Below are 19,995 nucleotides of genomic sequence, written 5' to 3' on the forward strand. Positions count from 1 at the left end.
TGCCACACAGCCCCGGCCCAGGGCCGGTTCGGCACCGCCGCATGCCACCGCGGTGGCTGCTCACCGTCGCGGCGGTACGGAGAGGCGCGGCCTCTCCGTACCCCCCACCGCCAGGCGAAACATCCCGCCGCGGCGCGCAACCACCGCCCACCAGCCCGGTGGTGCCAGTCGTCGGTTCCCCTTCCGGCCGGAGGCAGCTACGCATTGAAGACTGCCCGGTACGCCGGGTTCTGCCAGAGGGTGGTGTGGGGGGACACGGCCGCGGCGCGGCCCTCGTGGAGCCAGAGGACTTGGTCCGCCGTGGCCGCCGTGGCCGGGCGGTGGGCCACGATCACTCGGGTGACCGCCCCGGACGCGTGCAGCGCTGACGCGACGCGCCGCTCCGTCGCTGTGTCGAGGCTCGACGTCGCGTCGTCGAGGATCAGGACGCGCCCGGCGTGGGCGAAGGCGCGGGCGAGCCCGAGGCGCTGGGTTTCGCCGCCCGAGAGGGGCGCGTCCGCGCACGCCGTGTCGTAGCCGCGCGGGAGGCGCCGTACGAAGTCGTGCGCGCATGCCGCCCGGGCCGCGCCCTCCAGCGCCTCGCGCCCCGGAGCGGACGCCCCGAACCCGATCGTGCCGCCGATCGTGCCGCCCAGCAGCGCCGGCCGGGCGAAGGCGTAGCCGACGGCGCGGCGCAGGTCGTCGCGGCGGATCGCGGGGAGCGGGACGCCGTCGAGGAGGACGGACCCGGCGTCGGGGTCCGTGAGCCGCCCCGCCACCTCCGCCAGGACCGACTTCCCGCTGCCCGACAGCCCCACGACGGCCAGCGACGTCCCTCCGGGGACCGTCACGCTGACCTCGTGCAGGACGGTCCGCCCGCCCCGTACGACGCTCACGCCCCGCAGTTCCAGCGTGCCGGGCCCGGCCGGCAGGGGGCGCTGCCCGTAGGGGACTTGCGGCACCGCGAGGACGTCCGCGACGCGGCCCGCCGCGGCGCGTGCCCGGGCCGCGGCGTTGAGGTGTCCGACGAGCATGCCGACGCCGGTGGCGAGCACGGCGTAGCGGGAGGCTGCGAGGAGGTCGCCGACGGTCAGGTGGCCCTGGGACAGCCGCAGTCCGGCGACGGCGAGGACGGCGATCTGGAGCAGCGGTACGAGCGTGCCGGCCTGGGCCGTGGAGCGGCCCTGGACGCGCCACATGCGCCGGCCCTGCCGGGAGAGCCGGGGCAGCGGTTCGAGGATGCGGGCGCGCTCCCGGTCCGCGGTGCCGGCGGCGGCGATCGTACGAGCGCCGCCGAGAGCCTCGACGAGGCGGGCGGCGATGTCGCCCTGGAGCTGCTGGTAGCGGGCGACGCTGTCCGTGGAGGCGCGGGTGAAGGCGCGCAGGAGGGCGGCGAGGAGGGGCGCTCCGGCGAGGAAGGCGACGGCGAGCCAGGGGTCGATGAGCCCGAGGGCGACGATGCCGCCGACGGGGCCGGCGACGGAGGCGGCGGCGTGGGCGAGCGTCGCGGGCGCGGTGCCGGTGTCGGCGGCGTTGCCGACGGCCCGGGTGACGAGGTCGCCGGGCGGGAAGCGGCCGGCGGCCCGCGGCCCGGCGGCCAGGACGTGGCCGAGGAGGCGGTGGCGCAGCCGGGCGGTGGCGCGGGCGGCGGTCGTGCCGGTGAGGACTTCGCCGGCGGCGTCGAGCGCGGCGGGCCCGGCGACGAGGAGGGCGCACAGGGCGGTCCACCGGCCGGCGTCGGGGCCGCGGCGGGCGAGGAGCAGGTCGAGGGTGTGGCCGAGGGCGAGGGGCAGCAGGAGGGCCGCGCCGGTCGAGGCGACCGCGATGAGCGCGAGCGCGGCGGCGCGGCCGGCGCTGTGCCGGGCGGTGCCGAGCAGGAGCCGGTCCCCGGCGGTACGGGCATGTGCCATGGCGGGGTCGGCCTCCTCTCCGTACCATCCGTGGGTGCAGGACCCGGGCGGGCCCCTTGTCGCAGAAGGGGCCCGCCCGGTGCCGGATCGGCTGGCATCCGGTCTGTCAGCGGCGGATCTACAGACAGATCAGAACGCTGGCGGTGCTGACGCAGGAGAGCAGGCTGACCGTGCTCTGGCCGCCGCCACCGTGGCCGGTGTTCGCCTCGGACTCCATGTTCTGCAGGTCGAGAAGCGCCATGGTCGTTTCCTTTCGTGGTGGTCCCGTGGGGACGGGGTTTCTTCTTGCTACGGCTCCACAACGGCATGGAGCCGGCTTCGGGGCCCCTGGAGGGGCGGGAGGAACGGCAGTTGCGCGGCCCGGCCGCCGTCGCCGAGGGCGGCGGCGAGGGCCAGCAGGCAGCCTGCGGTCCCGGTGGCGAGGTCCATGGACAGCCGCATCATCTGGCTGCCGGGGAAGGCGAGTTCGCCCTGGTAGGACATGGCGTACCAGGACATGCCGCGGACTTGGGCGGCGAGGTGCTCCGGCCCGGCGCCCGGCGCGGCGGTGCGCGCGAGGTGGAGGACCATCCCGGCCCGGCCCTGGAACAGCCCGGGCTGGGCGTAGAAGCGGGAGCGGGCCGCGGTGAGGATGCCGTCGCGGGCCTCGGTGAAGTACGGGTCGGGGTCGGGGTGGTGGGCGAGGAAGTCGTCCAGGACCATGCCGATGCCGGCGCTGCCGTCCCCGAGGTAGGGCATGGTGCGCCAGCCCTCGTCGACTTCGAGCGTGCCGTTGTCCGTACGGGTGCAGCGGGCGAGGTCGGCGCGCAGGGCCTGCTCGGCGAGGCCGAGGAGGGCGGGGGCGCCGGTGCGCTCGTACAGCCGCAGGAAGAGCAGGGCGGGGCCGGTGGCGCCGCGCAGGAGGCCGGCGCGGCGGCGCGGGCCGTCCCCGTCCGGGCCGCCGGATCCGGCAGCTTCGGCGGCTTCGGCGGCGAGCCGGTCCGCGAGGAGCTGGGCGGCCTCGACGGCCTGGTCGTGGAGCCCGCGCTCGCCCGTGGTGCGGGCGAGGTGGTCGAGGGCGAGACCGAGACCGGCCAGGCCCCCGCGCAGGTCGGAGGTGAGCCGCTGCCACTGCTCGCCGAGGAGGATGCCGGCCAGGTCGAGGGCGCGCTGCGGGTGGCCGAGGCGGTCGAGGGTGCAGGCGACGCCGGCGAGGCCGTCGTAGAGGCCGAGCGGGGTGCCGGACGGCACGGGGGCGGTGTGCCGCAGGAGCCACTCCTCGCCCTCCTCGTAGCGCTCGGCGCCGGCTTCGGCGAGGGCGTGCAGGACTCCGGCGGCGCCGTGGGCGAGGCCGAGGCCGCCGCCTTCGGAGAACGTGGCGATGTCGCCGGGGAACAGGCGGTCGTCGCGGCCTGGCGTGGCGGAGGCGAGGATGGCGCGGATCATCGAGGCGCGGGCGCCGGGCCAGTCCGCGGCGGGGTCGAGGAGCGCCTGCGGCGCGGCGGCGCGGCCGGCGCCGGGACCGATGGTGCGGTGCCGCGGCGGCGCGGCGGCGGGCTCCTGCCGTACGGCTCCCGTAGCGGAGCCCTCCCGTACGGCTTCCGCCGGAGGCGCTCCCTCCCAGGACGCCCCCTCCCGCGTGATCTCCGCGACCGCCTCGTCCAGGAACTCCCGCGGCACCGGGAACTGCCCGGCGATCACCTCCGCCAGGTGTGCCGCCTTGGCCCGGTCGATCACGAACAGCGTGGTGATCGGCAGGAACAGGGCGAGGCGCAGGCAGGCCAGGGCGTACTTGTCCACGTCCGTGCCGCGGCGGTCCGGCGGGGCGAAGAAGCCGGGGTGGGCGACGACCTGCCGGCCGTGCTCGGAGGCGGGCGCCGCGGCCTCGAAGTCGATGAGGACGACGGAGCGTTCGTCCGGCGCGACCATGATGTTGAACATGTGGAGGTCGTTGAAGACGATGCCGCGCGAGTGGACCTTCGCAACGGCTTCCTCGACGGCCCGGAAGACGCGCAGCGCCCATGCCGTGTAGCCGGCGGTGGCGGTGGGCGAGGGGTCCGCGGCCAGCAGCGGGTGGCGGTGGGCGAAGAAGGAGTTGAGGGGTTTGCCCTCGATGAAGTCCATGACGAGGAAGCGGTGGTCGCCGACGGTGAGCCAGTCCCGCGGCTCGGGGGCGACGCCGAGGCCGGAGAGCCGCTCCAGGGCGTCCTTCTCGCGCTCCAGGCGGGCCACGGCGTCGGCCCCGTCGGCGGCGAGCCCGGCGTGCGGGCGGCCTTCCTTGAGGACGACCTTGCGGCCGTCGCGCGTGTCGGTGCCGGCGTAGACGCCGCCGCCGTTGGAGAAGTGCAGGGCCTTCTCGATGCGGTAGGGCAGGTCGGCGACGGTGGTGGCGTTGCGCGCGGCGAGGTGCGGTGCGAGGAAGCCGGGCAGCGTCACCCACTCCGGCACCTGGAAGGCCGGGTTCCGGGAGTCGGGGACGAGGCGGCCCTCGCCGTCCTCCACGGCGGGCACGAGGCTGCCGCGCCCGTCGATGCAGAAGCGGCGGGCGAACGCGCCGTAGCGGACGTAGAGCGGGCCTTCGTCCCAGCGCAGGTCGGTGAGGATGTACGGGCCGGGCCGGCCGCCGAGGATCCCGTGCAGGCCGGTCAGGGTGGCGTGCAGCTGCTCCTCGCCGTCCGGGTAGACGGTGACGAACTTGCCGCTGTGGCCGCGCTCCGCGTACTTGTTGTTGCGCAGGTGCAGCAGGTGCGGGCCGGGCACGAACTTGAACGGGATGCCGCGGGCGGTGCAGTAGTCCCAGACGTCGGCGGCGGTCTTCTCCGCGGTGTCGGCGGTCGCCGAGACGTGGATCTTCCAGCCCTGGAGGGGCTGCCCGGGGCGCGGGCCGCCGCCCTCCCCGGCGGGGAATCCGCCCACAGGGAAAACATGGAGCCACTCCCCGTGGCGGGACGTGCCCCAGCCGGCGGGGGCGGCGCGGCGCGCGGTCTCGTACAGGCCGCGCTCCTCGCCGCCCGCCCCCGGGACGGACAGGCGGTCCGGGGTCTCGTAGAAGTGCCTGTCGGCCAGGCAGTAGACCTCGTACCGCGCGTCCATCGCTTCCCCCCTCGGCTGCGTTGCCTAGAGATTTCCACGCCGTGAGGGGCCCGGCCAGTCACATCTGTCATCAAGCACTTGTGCGGAACGCATGAGTAACAACGTCCGTGCGTACGAAGGGGTTTCACTCGTCCGGAGGAAACACCGGCTCCCCTGTATCCGGCCGGCTGATCGTGATCGCCTCCACGGGGCAGGTCTCCGCGGCCGCGAGCACCGCTTCGGAGGGATCCGTCTCCTCCGCGAGGGGCCGGGAGCGGCGGCCCGCGTCGAGCGCGAACGCCCCGGGCGCGCTCCCCGCGCACATCCCCGAGCCCACGCACAGCCCCCGGTCTACCCGCACGCGCCAGCGTTCGGCGGCCGCCCCATCAGCCGTCCCGCGGGCCATCCCGTCAGCCATCCCCTCAGCCGCCCCGTCAGCCATCCCCCGGCCCCTGACCCGCCGGCCCCTGATCCGCCGGCAAGTGGATCGTCTTGTGCTCCAGGTACTCGGCGAAGCCCTCCGGGCCGAACTCCCGCCCCAGGCCGGAGTTCTTGTAGCCGCCGAAGGGGCCGAACATGTCGAGGCCGAAGGTGTTGACGGAGTACGTGCCGGTGCGGACCCTGCGCGCGATGCCGATGCCGCGTTCGGCGTCGCGGGTCCAGACGCTGCCGGAGAGCCCGTAGTCGGAGTCGTCGGCGATGCGCACGGCCTCCTCCTCGGTGTCGTAGGGCAGCAGGCAGATGACGGGGCCGAAGATCTCCTCGCGGGCGATGCGCATGTCGTTGGAGACGTCGCCGAAGAGGGTGGGCTCGACGTACCAGCCCTTGTCGCGGCCCGCCGGGCGGCCGCCGCCGGCCAGCACCTTGGCGCCCTCGCGCTGCCCGAGCGCGATGTACTCCAGGGACCGGCGGCGTTGCCGTTCGGCGACGAGCGGGCCGACCTCGGTGGCGGGGTCGAGGGGGTCGCCGACGACGAGGGCGGAGGCGGCGGCCGCGAAGCGCTCGGCCAGCTCGGCGTAGTGGGCGCGGGGGGCGAGGATGCGGGTCTGGGCGACGCACGCCTGGCCGTTGTTCATCCAGGCCGTGGGGACGATGCCGGCGACGGCCGCCTCCAGGTCGGCGTCCGGCAGGACGATCGCCGCGGACTTGCCGCCGAGCTCCAGCGTGACGCGGGTGAGGTGGCGCGCGGCGACCTCCATGACGCGCTTGCCCGCCGCGACGGAGCCGGTGAACGCGACCTTGTCGACGCCGGGGTGCCCGACGAGGTACTCGCTGACCTCCCGCCCGGCGGGCAGGATCGACAGGACGCCCTCCGGCAGGCCCGCCTCCGTGACGATCTCCGCCAGGAGGTACGCGTCCAGGGGCGTCTCCGGCGAGGGCTTGAGCACCACCGAGCAGCCCGTCAGCAGCGCGGGGGCGAGCTTGGCGGCCGTCACGAGCTGCGGGACGTTCCACGGCACGACGGCCGCGACGACGCCGACGGGCTCGCGCCGCACCAGCAGCGGCCCGAGGGCGCCGGCCCGCCGCTCCTCGTACGGCAGGTCGCGGGCGACGGCGATGGCGCAGTCCCACACCATCATCGCGCCGAGGGCCTGGGCGAGGACGCTCCAGGAGTACGGGGAGCCGTTCTGGGCGGAGACGACCCGGGCGATCTCCTCGTGCCGGGCGGCGATGCCGTCCTTGATGCGGGTGACGACCTCGATGCGCTCGGCGAGGGGCCGGTCGGCCCAGACGCCGGAGTCGAAGGCCGTGCGGGCCGCGGCGACGGCCCGGTCGACGTCCTCGCGCGAGGCGTGCGGGACGCGGCCGATGACCTCCTCGGTGTGCGGCGAGACGACGTCGATGACGGCGCGGCCGACCGGGTCGGCCATGGCGCCGCCGATGAAGAGCTGTCCGTGTTCGACCGGTCCGTTCCCGTACTGGTTCATGATCCGGATGCCTCCCGCGGGTCTGCGGAGCCCTGCGCGCCGTAACCGAAAAACTGACGCAGCATCAGAGACTCGGCATCAGACACTTAGCAGCCCGCCCGGCGGCGGGCAACAGGCCGCCGGGCCGCCGGCCCTCCCCACCGGGCCGCCGATCTTCTCCGCCGGACCGTTGATCTTCGGACCGACCGGTTAAAGTGTCCGTGACAACTTCATCCCGCCTCGGAACGGGGGAAGCCGGTGCAAATCCGGCGCTGACCCGCAACCGTGACTGCGGCCCGCCGCCCGGCGGCCGCACGAGCCGGACCACCCGGTCCAGGCGGCAGGCTTCCGGAACCGGTCGTACCGCCTCGGCGGTGCCGCCCGGTCCACCGGCACCGCCGAGGTATGCGGAGCCGAGCCCGGTGCCACCGCGCGCGCCCGCGCGGGGAGGCGGCCGTGCGCGGCCGCGGACCCCGTCGGCCGGCCCCGCCCCCGCCCCCGCAGTGACACCCACCGAGAGGCTCGACCCCATGGCCCCCTCCCTCGCCGTCCACGCGCGCCGCGGCGCCGCGGCCCTGGCCACCGCCGCCGTCCTGGGCGCGGCCGCGGCCCCCGCCGCCTTCGCCGACGGTTCACCGTCCCCGGCGCCGGGGCTCTACGGCACGGCCGACCCCAAGTTCGACGGTGTCTTCCGGCAGTCCCTGGCCTTCATGGCGCAGAACGCCATGGACGTCACCCCGGCCAAGCCGGCGGTCGACTGGCTCGCGGGCCAGCAGTGCGAGGACGGCGGCTTCCCCGGCTACCGGGCGGACCCGGCCAAGGCGTGCGACCCGAAGAAGGACGAGTTCACGGACGCCACCGCCGCGGCCGTGCAGGGCCTCGCGGCCGCCGGCGGGCGCGCGGACGCGGTCAAGAAGGGCCTGGACTGGCTCAAGGCACACCAGAACGACGACGGCGGCTGGGGCTACCAGGCCGGCAGCCCCAGCGACGCCAACTCCACCTCCATCGCGCTCGGCGCGTTCGCGGCGGCCGGGCAGGACCCGGCCAAGGACGCCGTCAAGAACGGCAAGAACCCCGTGGAGACGCTGCTGACCTTCCAGCTCGGCTGCGACGCGAAGGAGGGCGAGCGCGGCGCGTTCGCGTACCTGAAGGACGACAAGGGGCTGCGCGCCGACAACCTGGCCAGCGCCGCCGCCGCGCTCGCCACCCTCGGCAAGGGCTTCCTCTTCGAGCCCCCGAAGAAGGACGCCGACCAGCCCGTCAAGGCGCTGGAGTGCTCCGGTGACGACGAGAGGGCCAAGCCGAAGGACGCCGCCGCGGCCGCCGGGGCCGTGGACGGCTACCTCGTGGCCACCATGGACAAGAACGGCGGCTACCTGCTGCCGTCCATGCCCGGCGCCCCCGCCAAGCCCGACCAGGGCAACACGGCCGACGCCGCCCTCGCCCTCGCCGCGGGCGGCCACCGCGCCGCCGCCGAGAAGCCCCTGAAGTGGCTCCGGTCCAAGGAGAGCGGCACCGCAGAGTGGGCCAAGGGCCAGCCCGGCCGGCTCGCCAAGCTGATCCTCGCCACGCGCGCCGCCGGCGGCGACCCGCGCGACTTCGCGGGCGCGAACCTGGTGGACCAGCTGAACGCCACCGGCCCGGCCCCGGAGAAGCGCGCGACGGGCGGCATGGGCAAGGAGGACGAGGAGAAGAAGGACGACTCCGTCACGATCAACCTGTGGTGGATCATCGGCGTCGGCCTGGCCTTCGGCGCCGGCATCGGCTTCCTGATCAGCGGCCGCAAGAAGAAGCAGCAGCTGTGACCCGAGCCGCTGGGATGCGCGGCGGCGCGGTCGTCACCGCGCTCGCCGCCGTACTCGTCGCTCTCCTCAGCGCCGCCCCGGCGCAGGCCGCCGGCTACCGGTACTGGTCGTTCTGGCAGAGCTCCGGCGGCCAGTGGGCGTACGCGACGCAGGGGCCGGGCACGGCGCGGCCCGGCGACGGGGACGTGATCGGGTTCCGGTTCGCGGTCAGCGCGGACTCCGCCGACGCCGCGAAGCCGCGTGCCGCGGCCGGCTTCGGCGAGGTCTGCGACCGCACGGCCGCCAAGGACGGGGCGAAGCGCGTCGCCGTCGTCCTCGACTTCGGCACGCCCGCGGACGCCCCCGACGGCGAGACGCCGCCCGCGGCCCTCTCGGCCTGCGCCCAGGTGGGCGAGGACGCGACCGCGGGCGAGGCGCTGGCCGCCGTCGCGAAGCCGCTGCGCTACGACTCCTCCGCCCTGCTGTGCGCCATCGCCGGCTACCCGCGGACTGGCTGCGGCGAGCAGGTGAGCGGGGCGAAGAAGGACGACGGGGCGAGCGCGCGGCCGAGCGCCACGGATAAGAGTGACGGGGGCGGTGGCGGCGTTCCGTCGGCCGGCCTGATCGGCGGCGTCGCCGCCGTGGTCGTCCTCGGCGCCGCGGCCTTCTGGCAGGCCCGCCGACGCCGCGGATGAGCAAAGGGATCACGCCGCGGATGAGCGACAGGAGCACGCCGCGGCGGGCCGGGGGCGGGACCGGGGCCGGGGCCGGGGCCGGGGCCGCTGAGAGCGCGGCCGCGCCCCTCACCGCGCGCGCCTCCGCGCTGCACGCGGGCGCCTGGTGGGTGTGGGCGCTGGGCCTGGCCACGGCCGCCTCGCGCACCACGAACGTCCTGCTGCTCGGCCTGCTGGTCGCCGTCGCCGGCTACGTCGTGGCCGCGCGGCGCACGGACGCGCCGTGGGCCCGCTCGTACGGGGCGTTCCTCAAGCTCGGCCTGGCCGTGATCGCCATCCGGCTCGTCTTCGCGGTGGTGCTGGGCTCCCCCATCCCGGGCACGCACACCCTCCTCACCCTGCCGGAAGTCCCGCTTCCGGACTGGGCGAAGGGGGTGCGGCTCGGTGGGCGGGTGACGGCCGAGGGGCTGGTCTTCGCCCTGGCCGACGGCATGAAGCTGGCCACGCTGCTGGTGTGCGTGGGCGCGGCGAACGCGCTCGCCAACCCGGCGCGGCTGCTGAAGTCCCTGCCGGGCGCGCTGTACGAGGCGGGCGTCGCGGTCGTCGTCGCCATGACGTTCGCGCCGAACCTCGTCGCCGACGTCCAGCGGCTGCGCGCGGCCCGCCGCCTGCGCGGCCGCCCCGACCGCGGCCTCACGGCCCTGCTCCAGGTGGGACTGCCGGTGCTGGAGGGCGCCCTGGAGCGTTCCGTGGCGCTGGCGGCCTCGATGGACGCGCGCGGCTACGGCCGTACGGCCCGGGTGCCGCGCGCGGTGCGCCGCGCGACGAGCGTGCTGACGCTGAGCGGCCTCATGGGCGTCTGCGCCGGCACGTACGGGCTGCTCGCCGACCAGGGCGCGGGATACGGGCTGCCCGTGCTGCTCGCCGGCCTGGCCGCGGCCCTGGCGGGCCTGTGGCTGGGCGGCCGCCGCTCCGTCCGCACGCGCTACCGGCCCGACCGGTGGGGCGTGCGCGCGTGGCTCGTCTCGGGCTCGGGCGTGGCCGTAGCGGCCCTGATGATCTGGGCGAACACGTACGCGCCGGGCGCGCTGCACCCGCCCGCGGTGCCGCTGACGGCACCGGAACTGCCGCTGTGGCCGGCGGCGTCGCTGCTGGTGGGCCTGCTGCCGGCGTTCATGGCGCCGAGCGCCTCCGGCGGGGGTCCGCGGGATACGGCCGAGCCGGAGGCCGCCGGGCACCGCCGGACCGGCCGGCGGGGGCCGAGCGGCACTGCGGCGGGGGAGGTTCCCCGGCCCCGGCCCCGCCCCTTCCCGGAACCGGGGGCGAGCCCCTGGACCCCCGGGGTCCGGGGCGCAGCCCCGGGAAACGGTGAAGGGGCGGGACCGGGGCCTCTTTCCCCGCCGCAGCGGCGGGGCACCCCCACCGGCCGGTCCGGCGGTGCCGAGTCCACCCCCACCCAGCATCCCGAGGAGCCCAAGTGATCCGCTTCGAGCAGGTGTCGGTCACCTACGACGACGCCGGGGCGCCCTCGCTCCGAGGAGTCGACCTCACCGTTCCCGAAGGCGAACTCTGCCTCCTCGTGGGCCCGTCCGGCGTCGGCAAGTCCACCCTCCTCGGCACCGTCAGCGGCCTCGTCCCGCACTTCACCGGCGGCACCCTGCACGGCCGCGTCACCGTGGCCGGCCGCGACACCCGTACCCACAAGCCGCGGGAACTCGCCGACGTCGTCGGCACCGTGGGCCAGGACCCGCTCGCCCACTTCGTCACCGACACCGTCGAGGACGAGCTCGCGTACGGCATGGAGTCCCTCGGCATCCCCCCGCACACCATGCGGCGCCGCGTCGAGGAGACCCTCGACCTGCTGGGCCTCGCCGCCCTCCGTGACCGCCCCATCGCCACGCTCTCCGGCGGGCAGCAGCAGCGCGTCGCGATCGGCTCGGTGCTGACCACGCACCCCGCGGTGCTGGTCCTCGACGAGCCGACGTCCGCCCTGGACCCGGGCGCGGCCGAGGAGGTGCTCGCCGTCCTCCAGCGCCTGGTCCACGACCTGGGCACGACGGTCCTGATGGCCGAGCACCGGCTGGAGCGGGTCGTGCAGTACGCGGACCGCGTCATCCTGCTGCCCGGCCCCGGGGAGGCCCCCGTCATGGGCGAGCCGGCCGAGGTCATGGCGGTCTCGCCGGTCCACCCGCCCGTGGTCGGCCTCGGCCGCCTGGCCGGCTGGGAGCCGGTCCCGCTGTCCGTACGGGATGCCCGCCGCCGCGCGGCACCGCTGCGGGAGCGGCTGGCGCCACTGTCTCCGCCCACCGCGCCCGGGGCGCCGGAGACGCCGGAGACACCGCAGCCGCCCGCGGCAGGCGCCCCGCGCCGCACCCGCACCGGCTTCCTGCGCAAGGCCCGCCGCACGAGCGACACCGGCCCGGCCCCCGCGGCGGCCGTGACCGGCCTCGCCGTCCGGCACGACCGGCTGATCGCGCTGCGCGACGTGAACCTGTCGGTGCGCCCGGGCGAGACGGTCGCCCTGATGGGCCGCAACGGCGCGGGCAAGTCGACCCTCCTGCGGACGCTCGTCGGCATGCACAAGCCCGCCGCGGGCTCCGTCCGCGTCGGCGGCACCGCCCCGCACAGCACGTCCCCGGCGGAGCTGCTGCGCCACGTCGGCCTCGTGCCGCAGGAGCCGCGCGACCTGCTGTACGCGGACACGGTCGCCGCCGAGTGCACGGCGGCCGACGGCGACGCGGGCGCCGCGCCGGGCACCTGCCGCGCGCTGGTCTCCGGGCTCCTGCCGGGCGTTGCCGGCACGACGCACCCGCGCGACCTGTCGGAGGGCCAGCGCCTCGCGCTCGCCCTCGCGGTGGTGCTGACGGCGCGCCCGCCGCTGATCCTCCTCGACGAGCCGACCCGCGGCCTCGACTACGCGGCCAAGCACCGCCTGGTGGAGATCCTGCGCGGCCTCGCCGCCGAGGGCCACGCGATCGTCCTGGCGACGCACGACGTGGAACTCGCCGCGGAGCTGGCCCACCGGGTCGTCGTCATCGCCGACGGCGAGATCGTCGCGGACGGCCCGACGGCGGAGGTCGTCGTCTCGTCCCCGGCCTTCGCCCCCCAGGTGGCGAAGGTCCTCGCGCCGCAGCCGTGGCTGACGGTGGGGCAGGTACGGGAGGCGCTGGTGGTTCCGGAGGTGGCGCCGTGACCGGAACCCGTGACCGCCAAGTGCGCGCGATCCGTCTGGGCCGCCGCTCGATCGCGGCCCTGCTCCTGGTCTCCGCCGTCGGCGTGATGGCCTTCGGCTGGCCCCTGCTCGCCGCCTCCACCTCCGGGCTCGCGCACTCCGCGGACGCGCCGTGGCTGTTCGCGGCGCTGCTGCCGCTGCTGCTGGCGGTCGTGGTGGCGGCCATCGCCGACTCGGGCCTGGACGCCAAAGCCATCGCGATGCTCGGCGTCCTGGCGGCGGCGGGCGCGGCCCTGCGGCCGCTGGGCGCGGGGACGGCCGGCATCGAGCCGATGTTCTTCCTGATGGTCCTGTCGGGCCGGGTCCTCGGACCGGGCTTCGGCTTCGTGCTCGGCTCGGTGTCGATGTTCGCGTCGGCGCTGCTGACGGGCGGGGTCGGCCCCTGGATGCCGTTCCAGATGCTGGCGATGGGATGGGTGTCGATGGGCGCGGGCCTGCTGCCGGGCCCGGACCGGCTGCGGGGCGCCCGCGAGGTGCTGATGCTCGCGGGCTACGGGGCGGTGGCCTCCCTGCTCTACGGGACGGTGATGAACCTCCAGGGCTGGCCGTACATCGGCGCGCTCGCCACGGGCATCTCCTTCGTCCCCGGCGACCCGCTGTCCGACAACCTCGCCCGCTTCGTCGCGTACTGCCTGGCCACGTCCCTGGGCTGGGACATCCCGCGCGCGGTCGTGACGGTCACCGCGACGCTCGCCCTCGGCCCGGCGGTCCTGAAGGCGCTGCGGCGCGCCACGCGCAGGGCGGCGTTCGACGCGCCGGTGACGTTCGGAAGCTAGCCGGAGAGCTCCTTGCCCATCCACACCTCGGCGTAAGGATTGTCCTCGACGGTGTTGTAGCGCGGAACCGGAACGAACCCGTGCCGGGCGTACAGCGCTTGCGCCTCCACGAGGTCCTTACGGGTGTCCAGCACGATCCGCCCGGCGCCCCACTCCCGCGCGACGGCCTCGGCCGCGGCCAGCAGCGCGGGTGCGGCACCGCGTCCCCGCGCGGCGGGCCGCACGAACATCCGCTTCAGCTCGGCGGTCCCCCGTCCCCGGTCGAACCACCGCAGCCCCAGACACCCCACCGCGTCCCCGCCTTGCCGGGCGACCAGCAGCACGCCCCGGGGCGGATCGAGGTCGTCGTGCGCCTCCTCGGCGACGTACCCCTCCACCTCTTCCGGCGTGGTGGTACGCCCTCCGTGCATCAGGAACCAGCGATCAGCGACCTCGGTCATGTACTCCCGCATCAAGGCCACCGCCTCGGGAGAACGCACGGGCGAAGGGCCCACGACCCAGGCAGAGTGGAAGGAGGAAGCAGCGCCGGTCATAACGGCATGCTCGCACGGCCGGTTTCCCGGACGCGTCCGAATTATCGGGTCGCGTGGTCCAACCGCCAGTGATTCCGAAACCGGTTCAGGGCCCAGCCGGTCGTCACCGTTCGCTCCCCGGTCGCCGCACACGCCGCCCGCCAGGCCGCCTCCAGCTCGGCACACCGCGCACAGCCGCTCGGCGCGGGCGCGCGGTCGCTGTTGGCCAGGAGCCGGACCGCCTCCCGCTCCTGCCCCACGGCCAACCGCAGCGCCGCCGCGGGCACCTCCCACTCGGTCCCGCCACCGGGCGCCCGCACCTGCACGTGGGCACCCCGGTGCCCGATCACCTGGGCAACCCTGTCCTCCCGGGTGTCCACCACGTACGCGCCCACTCGATACGTCACGGCGTCGTTCCTCCTGCGAAATGCTGTCTGACCTGCCCGTACGGCTACGTAACCGGCCAGCTGAGCGGCGCGGTACCGTGGGCGGAGAACCGGCACTTGAATCCCTTTAAAGTCCGCAAGAGCGTGTGGAGTTGATGGGTGTGGGAGAGCGGGAGAACGCGGGCCTGGCGAGGCTCCTGGGTGAGAGTCGCTGGACCTACCGTCAGTTCGCCATGGCGGTCAACCGGCTGGGGACCGAGACCGGGACACCCGTGAGGTACGACGAGTCGTCCGTCCACCACTGGCTGACCGGAACGCTGCCGAGGAAGACCGTACGGCCCCTCGTCCTGGAAGCCCTGGCCCGCAAGCTGGCCCGCCCCGTAACACACGCCGAAGCGGGGTTCCCCGCGCCCGAACGGAAGGCCGCCGCGCCCGCGGGCACCGTGGAAGGGCTGGTCGACCTCGGGCGGCTGGACATGGACCCGTCCCGGCGGGGCGTCCTGGGCGCCGGGCTGTTCTCCGTGGCGCTGACGATTCCGGGCTGGCAGGACGTCGTCGGCCGCGCGGAGGCCGTCCGGAAGGGCAAGGCCGCGCGCATCGGCCGACCTGAGGTCGACATGGTCATCGCCATGACGGAGCGGATCTCCGACCTCGACGACCAGTTCGGCGGGCGTCACGCGCGCCCCATGGCCGCAGCCTTCATGGTGAACACCGTGGCCGCCTACCTACAGGCGGATGCCGCGGCCGACGTCCGGCAGGGAATGCTGTCGGCCGCAGCGGATCTGTCCTACCTCACGGGCTGGATGGCGGTGGACGAGGGATTTCACGGCCTCGCACAGAGCTACTACACGCACGCGCTGGAACTGGCCGGTGCGGCCACCGACTACCTCACGTACTGCACGACCCTTCGCGGGATGAGCGTCCAGGCCGTCGACCTCGGTCACGCAGCACCGGCGGTGCGCCTAGCGGATGCAGCGGCCGCCGCCTCACCGCAGGCCGGGCCCCGCATGCGAGCCTTCCTCGCCGGGCAGCAGGCCCACTCGGCCGCGCTGGCGGGAGACCGGCACAACGCGCTGCTCTACATCAAGGAAGCCGAGGTCGCGATGGAGAAGGCCGAGGCCCGCGAGAAGGCCTTCGGCTCCTACGGCCCCTCTTCACTGCTGTACCACGTCAGTCAGGTGAAATACGGCCTCGGCGACGTACGAGGATCCATCACGACGATGGAGGACTCGCAGAAGCTGCGGCGCAGCGATCACCGTCGAAGCCGCGTCCGCTTCCGGTCCATGACGGCGGAGCGGCAACTGGAGATCGGCCACTTGGAGGCTGCGTGCACCACGTGGCACAGCGTCCTGGACGACTATCCGCTCGTGCACTCGGCGGCCTGTGACGACCGCGTCCGGAGAATGCGCGCCCTCATCCGCCCCCACCTCAAGAACGCCAAGGCCCGCGAGCTCTACGACCGCGCCATGACCATGGCCTTCGCCGGGAAGCCGTCAGCATGACGGGGCAGTCGTTGCAGCCGATCCGGCGGCGGAGCATCCAGCGGCTGACGGAAGGCACCTGGGCCACCGGCCGATCCATCTGGTCGGCGGACACCGAGGGCCGCGACGTCACGGTGGACCGCATCGAGGTCACGGAACAGCCGGCACCGGCGCACGTGGCTGCGGCCCTTGGGCTGGTTCCGGAGGACGCTGTCTGCGTGCGGAGCCGGCGCTTCGTCCTCGACGGGCGGCCGGTCCTGCTCTCCACGTCGTACCTCCCCGCCGGCCTTGTGGCCGGATCCCTGATCCGGCAGAAGGACACCGGCCCGGGAGGCATCTACGCACGCCTGGCGGAGCTCGGGGCCGAGCCCGTGCGCTTCCGCGAGGAGATCCGCTGCCGCATGCCGTCGGGGGACGAGGCGAGCCGACTCGGCCTGACGCCCGGCACTCCCGTCATCCTGATCTGCCGCACGGCGTTCGCCGCCGGCGGCCGGGCCGTCGAACTCAACGAGATGACGCTGGACTCGGCGTCGTACGTGCTGGAGTACGAGTTCGACAACTAGCCCGGCCACCCGCTCGGGACCATAAGGCGCCCGCTCGCTGGGTAGTCCGTACGGATACCCCACCCAGGAGGAGGCGGCCATGACCCCAGGGTTCGGCCTGGTCGTACGTTTCACGCTGCGCGGCGCGGATGCCGCGGAGGCCTTCGACGCGCTGGCGTCCCGGACGCTGGAGGGAATCCGGCAGCACGAGAAGGGCACGGTCATCTACGTGAACCACCGCGTGCCCGGCGAGCCGCTCGTACGGCTCTTCTACGAGCTGTACGAGGACCGCGCCGCGTTCGACGCCCACGAGCAGCAGCCCCACACCAAGCACTTCCTCGAAGCCCGCGAGGAGTTCGTGGCCGAGACCGAGGTGACCTTCCTGGAGCGTCTCGACGGGAAGCCGTCAGCATGACAAGGCGCTGATCGGGCCCGGGTGACGGACCGGCGCCGTGAGGCCGCTCGCCGGGGACGGCCGTCACCCCAGTGCGAACCGTAGTTCCGGGCGTTCCCAGGTGATTGCCGGGAGCGCTGCCGGGACCGTTCCGGTGCGGATCGCGCCCACGCTTCGGTAGAAGCCTTCCGACGGGGGGTGGGAGACGACGCGTACGGACGCGAGGCCCGCCGCCCGGGCGCGTTCCTGCATGTGGGTGGCCAGGCGGCGGCCCACGCCCAGGCCCTGGGCGTCGTCCGCGACGAACATCAGGTCCAGTTCGGCGGGCGGGCCGAGGAGCAGGGCGTAGAAGCCGAGCAGCCGCTCGTCCGTCCCCTCCGCCACGTACACCTCGTTCGCCGCCACGTACTCCGCGGTGACCTCGTAGTCCGCGACCATCGCCGCATAGCCGCCCTGGTACGCGCCCGAACCGCGCACCAGTTCCGTGAGGTGCGCGGCGTCCGCCGCCGTCGCCCGTCTGATCACAGCTCCCCCGATCGATCGGTAATAGATCCTGCACCCTTGAGGGTATTACCGATCGGTCACCGGAGAGAATGCGGAATGGCGGACCTCACAGCCGCTGGATGATCGTCCCCGTCGCCTGCGCCCCGCCCGCGCACATCGTGATCAGTGCGAACTCCTTGTCCGCCCGTTCCAGTTCGTGCAGGGCGGTCGTGATCAGCCGGGCGCCCGTCGCGCCGACCGGGTGGCCCAGGGCGATCGCGCCGCCGTTGACGTTGACCTTCTGGAGGTCCTGTTCGAAGACCTGGGTCCAGGACAGGACGACCGACGCGAAGGCCTCGTTGATCTCCACCAGGTCGATGTCGCGCAGCGACATGCCGGCCTTGCCGAGGACGGCCCGCGTCGCGTCGATCGTCCCGTCGAGGTGGAAGTGCGGGTCGGCCCCGACGAGCGCCTGCGCGACGACGCGGGCCCGGGGCCGCAGCTTGAGGGCGCGGGCCATCCGCTTGGACGCCCACATCAGGGCGCAGGCGCCGTCCGAGATCTGGGAGGAGTTGCCGGCGGTGTGGACGGCGCTCGGCATCACGGGCTTGAGCCGGCCGAGGGCTTCGGCGCTCGTGTCGCGTAACCCCTCGTCGCGGTCGACGAGCCGCCACATGCCCTGCCCGGCGTACTGCTCCTCCTCCGTCGTGGGCACCTGGACGGCGAACGTCTCGCGCTTGAAGCGCTCCTCGGCCCAGGCGCGGGCGGCCCGCTGCTGGGAGAGGAGGCCGAGCTCGTCGACCCGCTCGCGGGTCAGGCCGCGCTTGCGGGCGATCCGCTCGGCGGCCTCGAACTGGTTGGGCAGGTCGACGCTCCACTCGTCGGGGAACGGCTTGCCCGGCCCGTGCTTGGAGCCGCTGCCGAGCGGCACCCGGGACATCGCCTCCACGCCGCACGCGATGCCGACGTCGACGACACCGCACGCGATCATGTTGGCGACGAGGTGGTTGGCCTGCTCCGAGGAGCCGCACTGGCAGTCGACGGTGGTGGCGGCGGTCTCGTAGGGCAGGCCCATGGCCAGCCAGGCGGTGCGCGCGGGGTTCATGGACTGCTCGCCGGCGTGGGTGACCGTGCCGCTGACGATCTGCTCCACGCAGTCCGGCTGGATCCCGGTGCGGGCGAGGACCTCGCGGTAGGTCTCGCCCAGCAGGTAGGCGGGGTGGAGGTTGGCGAGCGTGCCTCCGCGCTTGCCGATGGGGGTCCGTACGGCTTCGACGATGACGGGTTCCGCGGCCATGGGTTCGTCCTCTCGTGGCATCCGCTGGGCGTCCCGGCGCCCCCGGCAAACAAGAACACGTTCTTGTTCCGCTCTTCCGTTCGCAGTCTTATGAGCGCTACCCCCGGTACGCAAGGGTCGCGCACGTGCCGGGCGCGCGACAGATGGCCTCGCGCCCTCCCTTGCCGCCCGCCGCGCCCCTCATTACCGTCGAGGCGTGTATATCTGATGGCCCGTCAGGATGACCCGCACCCGCCAGGCAGAGGTGGACGCGCTCCGCCGTCCGCGGCGTCTCCTCGCTGCCGACGCCTCATGGAGGACCGATGTCCTGCCCCGCGCTCCCCGAAGACTTCCCCGGAGACTTCGACAAAGGCTTCGACCCCACCTCCCCCGACGTCAACCACCGCCGCGTCCCCCTCCCGGAGTTCGCCGCGCTGCGCCGCACCGCGCCCGTGTGGTGGGTCGCCCAGCCCCACGGCGTCGCGGGCTTCGACGACGACGGCTACTGGGCCGTCACCCGGCACGCGGACGTCAAGGAGGTCTCCACCCGGCCCGACCTCTACTCCGCCTCCGCCAACACCTCGATCATCCGCTTCAACGAGCACATATCCCGCGATCAGATCGACGCCCAGCGGCTCATCATGCTCAACATGGACCCGCCCGAGCACACCCGCGTCCGCCAGATCGTGCAGCGCGGCTTCACTCCGCGCGCGATACGGGCCCTGGAGGCGGCCCTGCGCGAGCGCGCCACCGCGATCGTCGCGGCGGCGCGGGAGCGCGGCAGCGGCGACTTCGTCACCGACATCGCCTGCGAGCTGCCCCTCCAGGCGATCGCCGAGCTCATCGGCGTTCCGCAGGAGGACCGGGCCAGGATCTTCGACTGGTCCAACAAGATGATCGCCTACGACGACCCCGAGCTGGCCATCACCGAGGAGGTCGGCGCGCACGCCGCGGCGGAGCTCATCTCGTACGCGATGAACCTGGCCGCCGCGCGCAAGGAGTGCCCGGCCAAGGACATCGTCAGCCGGCTGGTCGCCGCCGAGGACGAGGGCAACCTGGCCTCCGACGAGTTCGGCTTCTTCGTGCTGCTGCTGGCCGTCGCCGGCAACGAGACCACGCGCAACGCCATCAGCCACGGCATGCACGCCTTCCTCACCCACCCCGAGCAGTGGGAGCTCTACAAGCGCGAGCGCCCCGCGACCGCCGCGGAGGAGATCGTCCGCTGGGCGACGCCCGTCGTCTCCTTCCAGCGCACGGCCACGCGCGACACCGAGCTCGGCGGCGCCCGCATCCGCGCGGGCCAGCGCGTGGGGCTCTTCTACGCCTCCGCCAACCACGACCCGGACGTCTTCGGCGACCCCGGGGCCTTCGACATCACCCGCGACCCCAACCCGCACCTCGGCTTCGGCGGCGGCGGGCCGCACTTCTGCCTCGGCCGCTCGCTGGCCGCGCTGGAGATCGACCTCATCTTCCACGCGTTGGCCGACGCCGTCCCGGACATCCGGCTCGCCGGGGAGCCGCGGCGGCTGAGGTCGGCATGGCTGAACGGCATCAAGGAGATGCGGGTGCGGTACGCGTAGCCGCCCGGCGGGCCGGCGTCCGCTGATC

Annotated in this window: 17 protein-coding genes, 1 pseudogene and 1 riboswitch; of the genes and pseudogenes, 9 read left to right on the plus strand and 9 right to left on the minus strand. The window is 74.4% G+C overall.

The window, feature by feature from the left end:
* Nucleotides 1-197: 197 nt before the first annotated feature.
* The 5 genes from D7231_RS08995 to D7231_RS09015 all read right to left on the minus strand — a co-directional run bounded on the left by D7231_RS08995 (nt 198) and on the right by D7231_RS09015 (nt 6,868).
* Nucleotides 198-1,889, minus strand: coding sequence for an ABC transporter transmembrane domain-containing protein (locus tag D7231_RS08995; protein WP_120754409.1), 1,692 nt, complete (start codon nt 1,887-1,889; stop codon nt 198-200).
* Nucleotides 1,890-2,007: 118 nt separating this feature from the next.
* A complete protein-coding gene (locus D7231_RS09000; RefSeq protein WP_030364498.1) occupies nt 2,008-2,130 on the minus strand; it encodes a SapB/AmfS family lanthipeptide in 123 nt (40 codons plus the stop codon).
* 47 nt (nt 2,131-2,177) lie between these two features.
* Nucleotides 2,178-4,961 (minus strand): class III lanthionine synthetase LanKC, encoded by a 2,784-nt coding sequence (gene lanKC / locus D7231_RS09005; protein WP_120754410.1) that lies wholly within the window; start codon nt 4,959-4,961, stop codon nt 2,178-2,180.
* Between the two features lie 124 nt (nt 4,962-5,085).
* On the minus strand, nt 5,086-5,358 hold the full coding sequence (locus D7231_RS09010) for a ferredoxin (RefSeq protein ID WP_228775093.1): 273 nt from the start codon (nt 5,356-5,358) through the stop codon (nt 5,086-5,088).
* A gap of 16 nt (nt 5,359-5,374) precedes the next feature.
* Nucleotides 5,375-6,868 (minus strand): aldehyde dehydrogenase, encoded by a 1,494-nt coding sequence (locus D7231_RS09015; RefSeq protein WP_120754411.1) that lies wholly within the window; start codon nt 6,866-6,868, stop codon nt 5,375-5,377.
* Between the two features lie 169 nt (nt 6,869-7,037).
* Nucleotides 7,038-7,194: riboswitch (cobalamin riboswitch) on the plus strand.
* A gap of 183 nt (nt 7,195-7,377) precedes the next feature.
* Between D7231_RS09015 and D7231_RS09020 the strand changes: the two genes are divergently transcribed.
* From D7231_RS09020 to D7231_RS09040, 5 genes are read left to right on the plus strand one after another with little or no spacing between them, the layout of a single operon-like run.
* Entirely contained in the window at nt 7,378-8,652 is a 1,275-nt protein-coding gene (locus D7231_RS09020) for an SCO2321 family membrane protein (protein ID WP_120754412.1), read from the plus strand.
* Nucleotides 8,653-8,666: 14 nt separating this feature from the next.
* A complete protein-coding gene (locus D7231_RS09025) occupies nt 8,667-9,326 on the plus strand; it encodes an SCO2322 family protein (RefSeq protein WP_120754413.1) in 660 nt (219 codons plus the stop codon).
* A gap of 20 nt (nt 9,327-9,346) precedes the next feature.
* Complete coding sequence (locus tag D7231_RS09030) at nt 9,347-10,786, plus strand: CbiQ family ECF transporter T component (RefSeq protein WP_422396686.1); 1,440 nt, start codon at nt 9,347-9,349, stop codon at nt 10,784-10,786.
* A complete protein-coding gene (locus tag D7231_RS09035) occupies nt 10,783-12,498 on the plus strand; it encodes an ABC transporter ATP-binding protein (RefSeq protein ID WP_120754414.1) in 1,716 nt (571 codons plus the stop codon). The genes D7231_RS09030 and D7231_RS09035 overlap by 4 nt, the downstream gene beginning before the upstream one ends.
* Complete coding sequence (locus D7231_RS09040) at nt 12,495-13,313, plus strand: ECF transporter S component (protein WP_120754415.1); 819 nt, start codon at nt 12,495-12,497, stop codon at nt 13,311-13,313. Before D7231_RS09035 ends, D7231_RS09040 begins: the two co-directional genes overlap by 4 nt.
* On the opposite strand, the gene D7231_RS09045 is transcribed toward D7231_RS09040, so the two are convergent.
* Together D7231_RS09045 and D7231_RS09050 are read right to left on the minus strand one after the other, a co-directional pair.
* Complete coding sequence (locus D7231_RS09045) at nt 13,310-13,792, minus strand: GNAT family N-acetyltransferase (protein WP_338419829.1); 483 nt, start codon at nt 13,790-13,792, stop codon at nt 13,310-13,312. The two genes, D7231_RS09040 and D7231_RS09045, sit on opposite strands and share 4 nt — an antisense overlap.
* A 95-nt stretch (nt 13,793-13,887) precedes the next feature.
* Entirely contained in the window at nt 13,888-14,232 is a 345-nt protein-coding gene (locus D7231_RS09050) for a hypothetical protein (protein WP_120754417.1), read from the minus strand.
* 134 nt (nt 14,233-14,366) lie between these two features.
* Between D7231_RS09050 and D7231_RS09055 the strand changes: the two genes are divergently transcribed.
* The 3 genes and pseudogenes from D7231_RS09055 to D7231_RS09065 all read left to right on the plus strand — a co-directional run bounded on the left by D7231_RS09055 (nt 14,367) and on the right by D7231_RS09065 (nt 16,649).
* Entirely contained in the window at nt 14,367-15,713 is a 1,347-nt protein-coding gene (locus D7231_RS09055) for an NsdA family TPR-like regulatory protein (protein ID WP_120754418.1), read from the plus strand.
* Nucleotides 15,695-16,255: pseudogene (locus D7231_RS09060) on the plus strand (GntR family transcriptional regulator); the annotation flags it as partial. The gene D7231_RS09055 and the pseudogene D7231_RS09060, both read left to right, overlap by 19 nt.
* A 79-nt stretch (nt 16,256-16,334) precedes the next feature.
* The gene (locus D7231_RS09065) at nt 16,335-16,649 is read left to right on the plus strand and encodes a putative quinol monooxygenase (RefSeq protein ID WP_120754420.1); all 315 of its coding nucleotides are present in this window, start codon (nt 16,335-16,337) and stop codon (nt 16,647-16,649) included.
* Nucleotides 16,650-16,712: 63 nt separating this feature from the next.
* Here the strand turns inward: D7231_RS09065 and D7231_RS09070 are convergent, their stop codons facing one another.
* Nucleotides 16,713-17,153 (minus strand): GNAT family N-acetyltransferase, encoded by a 441-nt coding sequence (locus tag D7231_RS09070; protein WP_241999622.1) that lies wholly within the window; start codon nt 17,151-17,153, stop codon nt 16,713-16,715.
* A gap of 85 nt (nt 17,154-17,238) precedes the next feature.
* The gene (locus D7231_RS09075; RefSeq protein WP_120754421.1) at nt 17,239-18,408 is read right to left on the minus strand and encodes a steroid 3-ketoacyl-CoA thiolase; all 1,170 of its coding nucleotides are present in this window, start codon (nt 18,406-18,408) and stop codon (nt 17,239-17,241) included.
* Nucleotides 18,409-18,710: 302 nt separating this feature from the next.
* On the opposite strand from D7231_RS09075, the gene D7231_RS09080 reads away from it, so the two are divergent.
* Nucleotides 18,711-19,967, plus strand: a complete 1,257-nt coding sequence (locus tag D7231_RS09080) for a cytochrome P450 (protein WP_120754422.1) — start codon at nt 18,711-18,713, stop codon at nt 19,965-19,967.
* Nucleotides 19,968-19,995 lie beyond the last annotated feature (28 nt).

This window comes from Streptomyces klenkii (genome assembly GCF_003626645.1).
Taxonomy (GTDB): Bacteria; Actinomycetota; Actinomycetes; order Streptomycetales; family Streptomycetaceae; genus Streptomyces; species Streptomyces klenkii.

Excerpts from the sequence above, each read along its gene's own strand:
- D7231_RS08995 (WP_120754409.1), bottom strand. The coding sequence starts at position 1,889 with ATGGCACATGCCCGTACCGCCGGGGACCGGCTCCTGCTCGGCACCGCC.
- D7231_RS09000 (WP_030364498.1), bottom strand. The coding sequence starts at position 2,130 with ATGGCGCTTCTCGACCTGCAGAACATGGAGTCCGAGGCGAACACCGGC.
- lanKC (WP_120754410.1), bottom strand. The coding sequence starts at position 4,961 with ATGGACGCGCGGTACGAGGTCTACTGCCTGGCCGACAGGCACTTCTAC.
- D7231_RS09010 (WP_228775093.1), bottom strand. The coding sequence starts at position 5,358 with ATGGCTGACGGGATGGCCCGCGGGACGGCTGATGGGGCGGCCGCCGAA.
- D7231_RS09015 (WP_120754411.1), bottom strand. The coding sequence starts at position 6,868 with ATGAACCAGTACGGGAACGGACCGGTCGAACACGGACAGCTCTTCATC.
- D7231_RS09020 (WP_120754412.1), top strand. The coding sequence starts at position 7,378 with ATGGCCCCCTCCCTCGCCGTCCACGCGCGCCGCGGCGCCGCGGCCCTG.
- D7231_RS09025 (WP_120754413.1), top strand. The coding sequence starts at position 8,667 with ATGCGCGGCGGCGCGGTCGTCACCGCGCTCGCCGCCGTACTCGTCGCT.
- D7231_RS09030 (WP_422396686.1), top strand. The coding sequence starts at position 9,347 with ATGAGCGACAGGAGCACGCCGCGGCGGGCCGGGGGCGGGACCGGGGCC.
- D7231_RS09055 (WP_120754418.1), top strand. The coding sequence starts at position 14,367 with ATGGGTGTGGGAGAGCGGGAGAACGCGGGCCTGGCGAGGCTCCTGGGT.
- D7231_RS09065 (WP_120754420.1), top strand. The coding sequence starts at position 16,335 with ATGACCCCAGGGTTCGGCCTGGTCGTACGTTTCACGCTGCGCGGCGCG.
- D7231_RS09075 (WP_120754421.1), bottom strand. The coding sequence starts at position 18,408 with ATGGCCGCGGAACCCGTCATCGTCGAAGCCGTACGGACCCCCATCGGC.
- D7231_RS09080 (WP_120754422.1), top strand. The coding sequence starts at position 18,711 with ATGTCCTGCCCCGCGCTCCCCGAAGACTTCCCCGGAGACTTCGACAAA.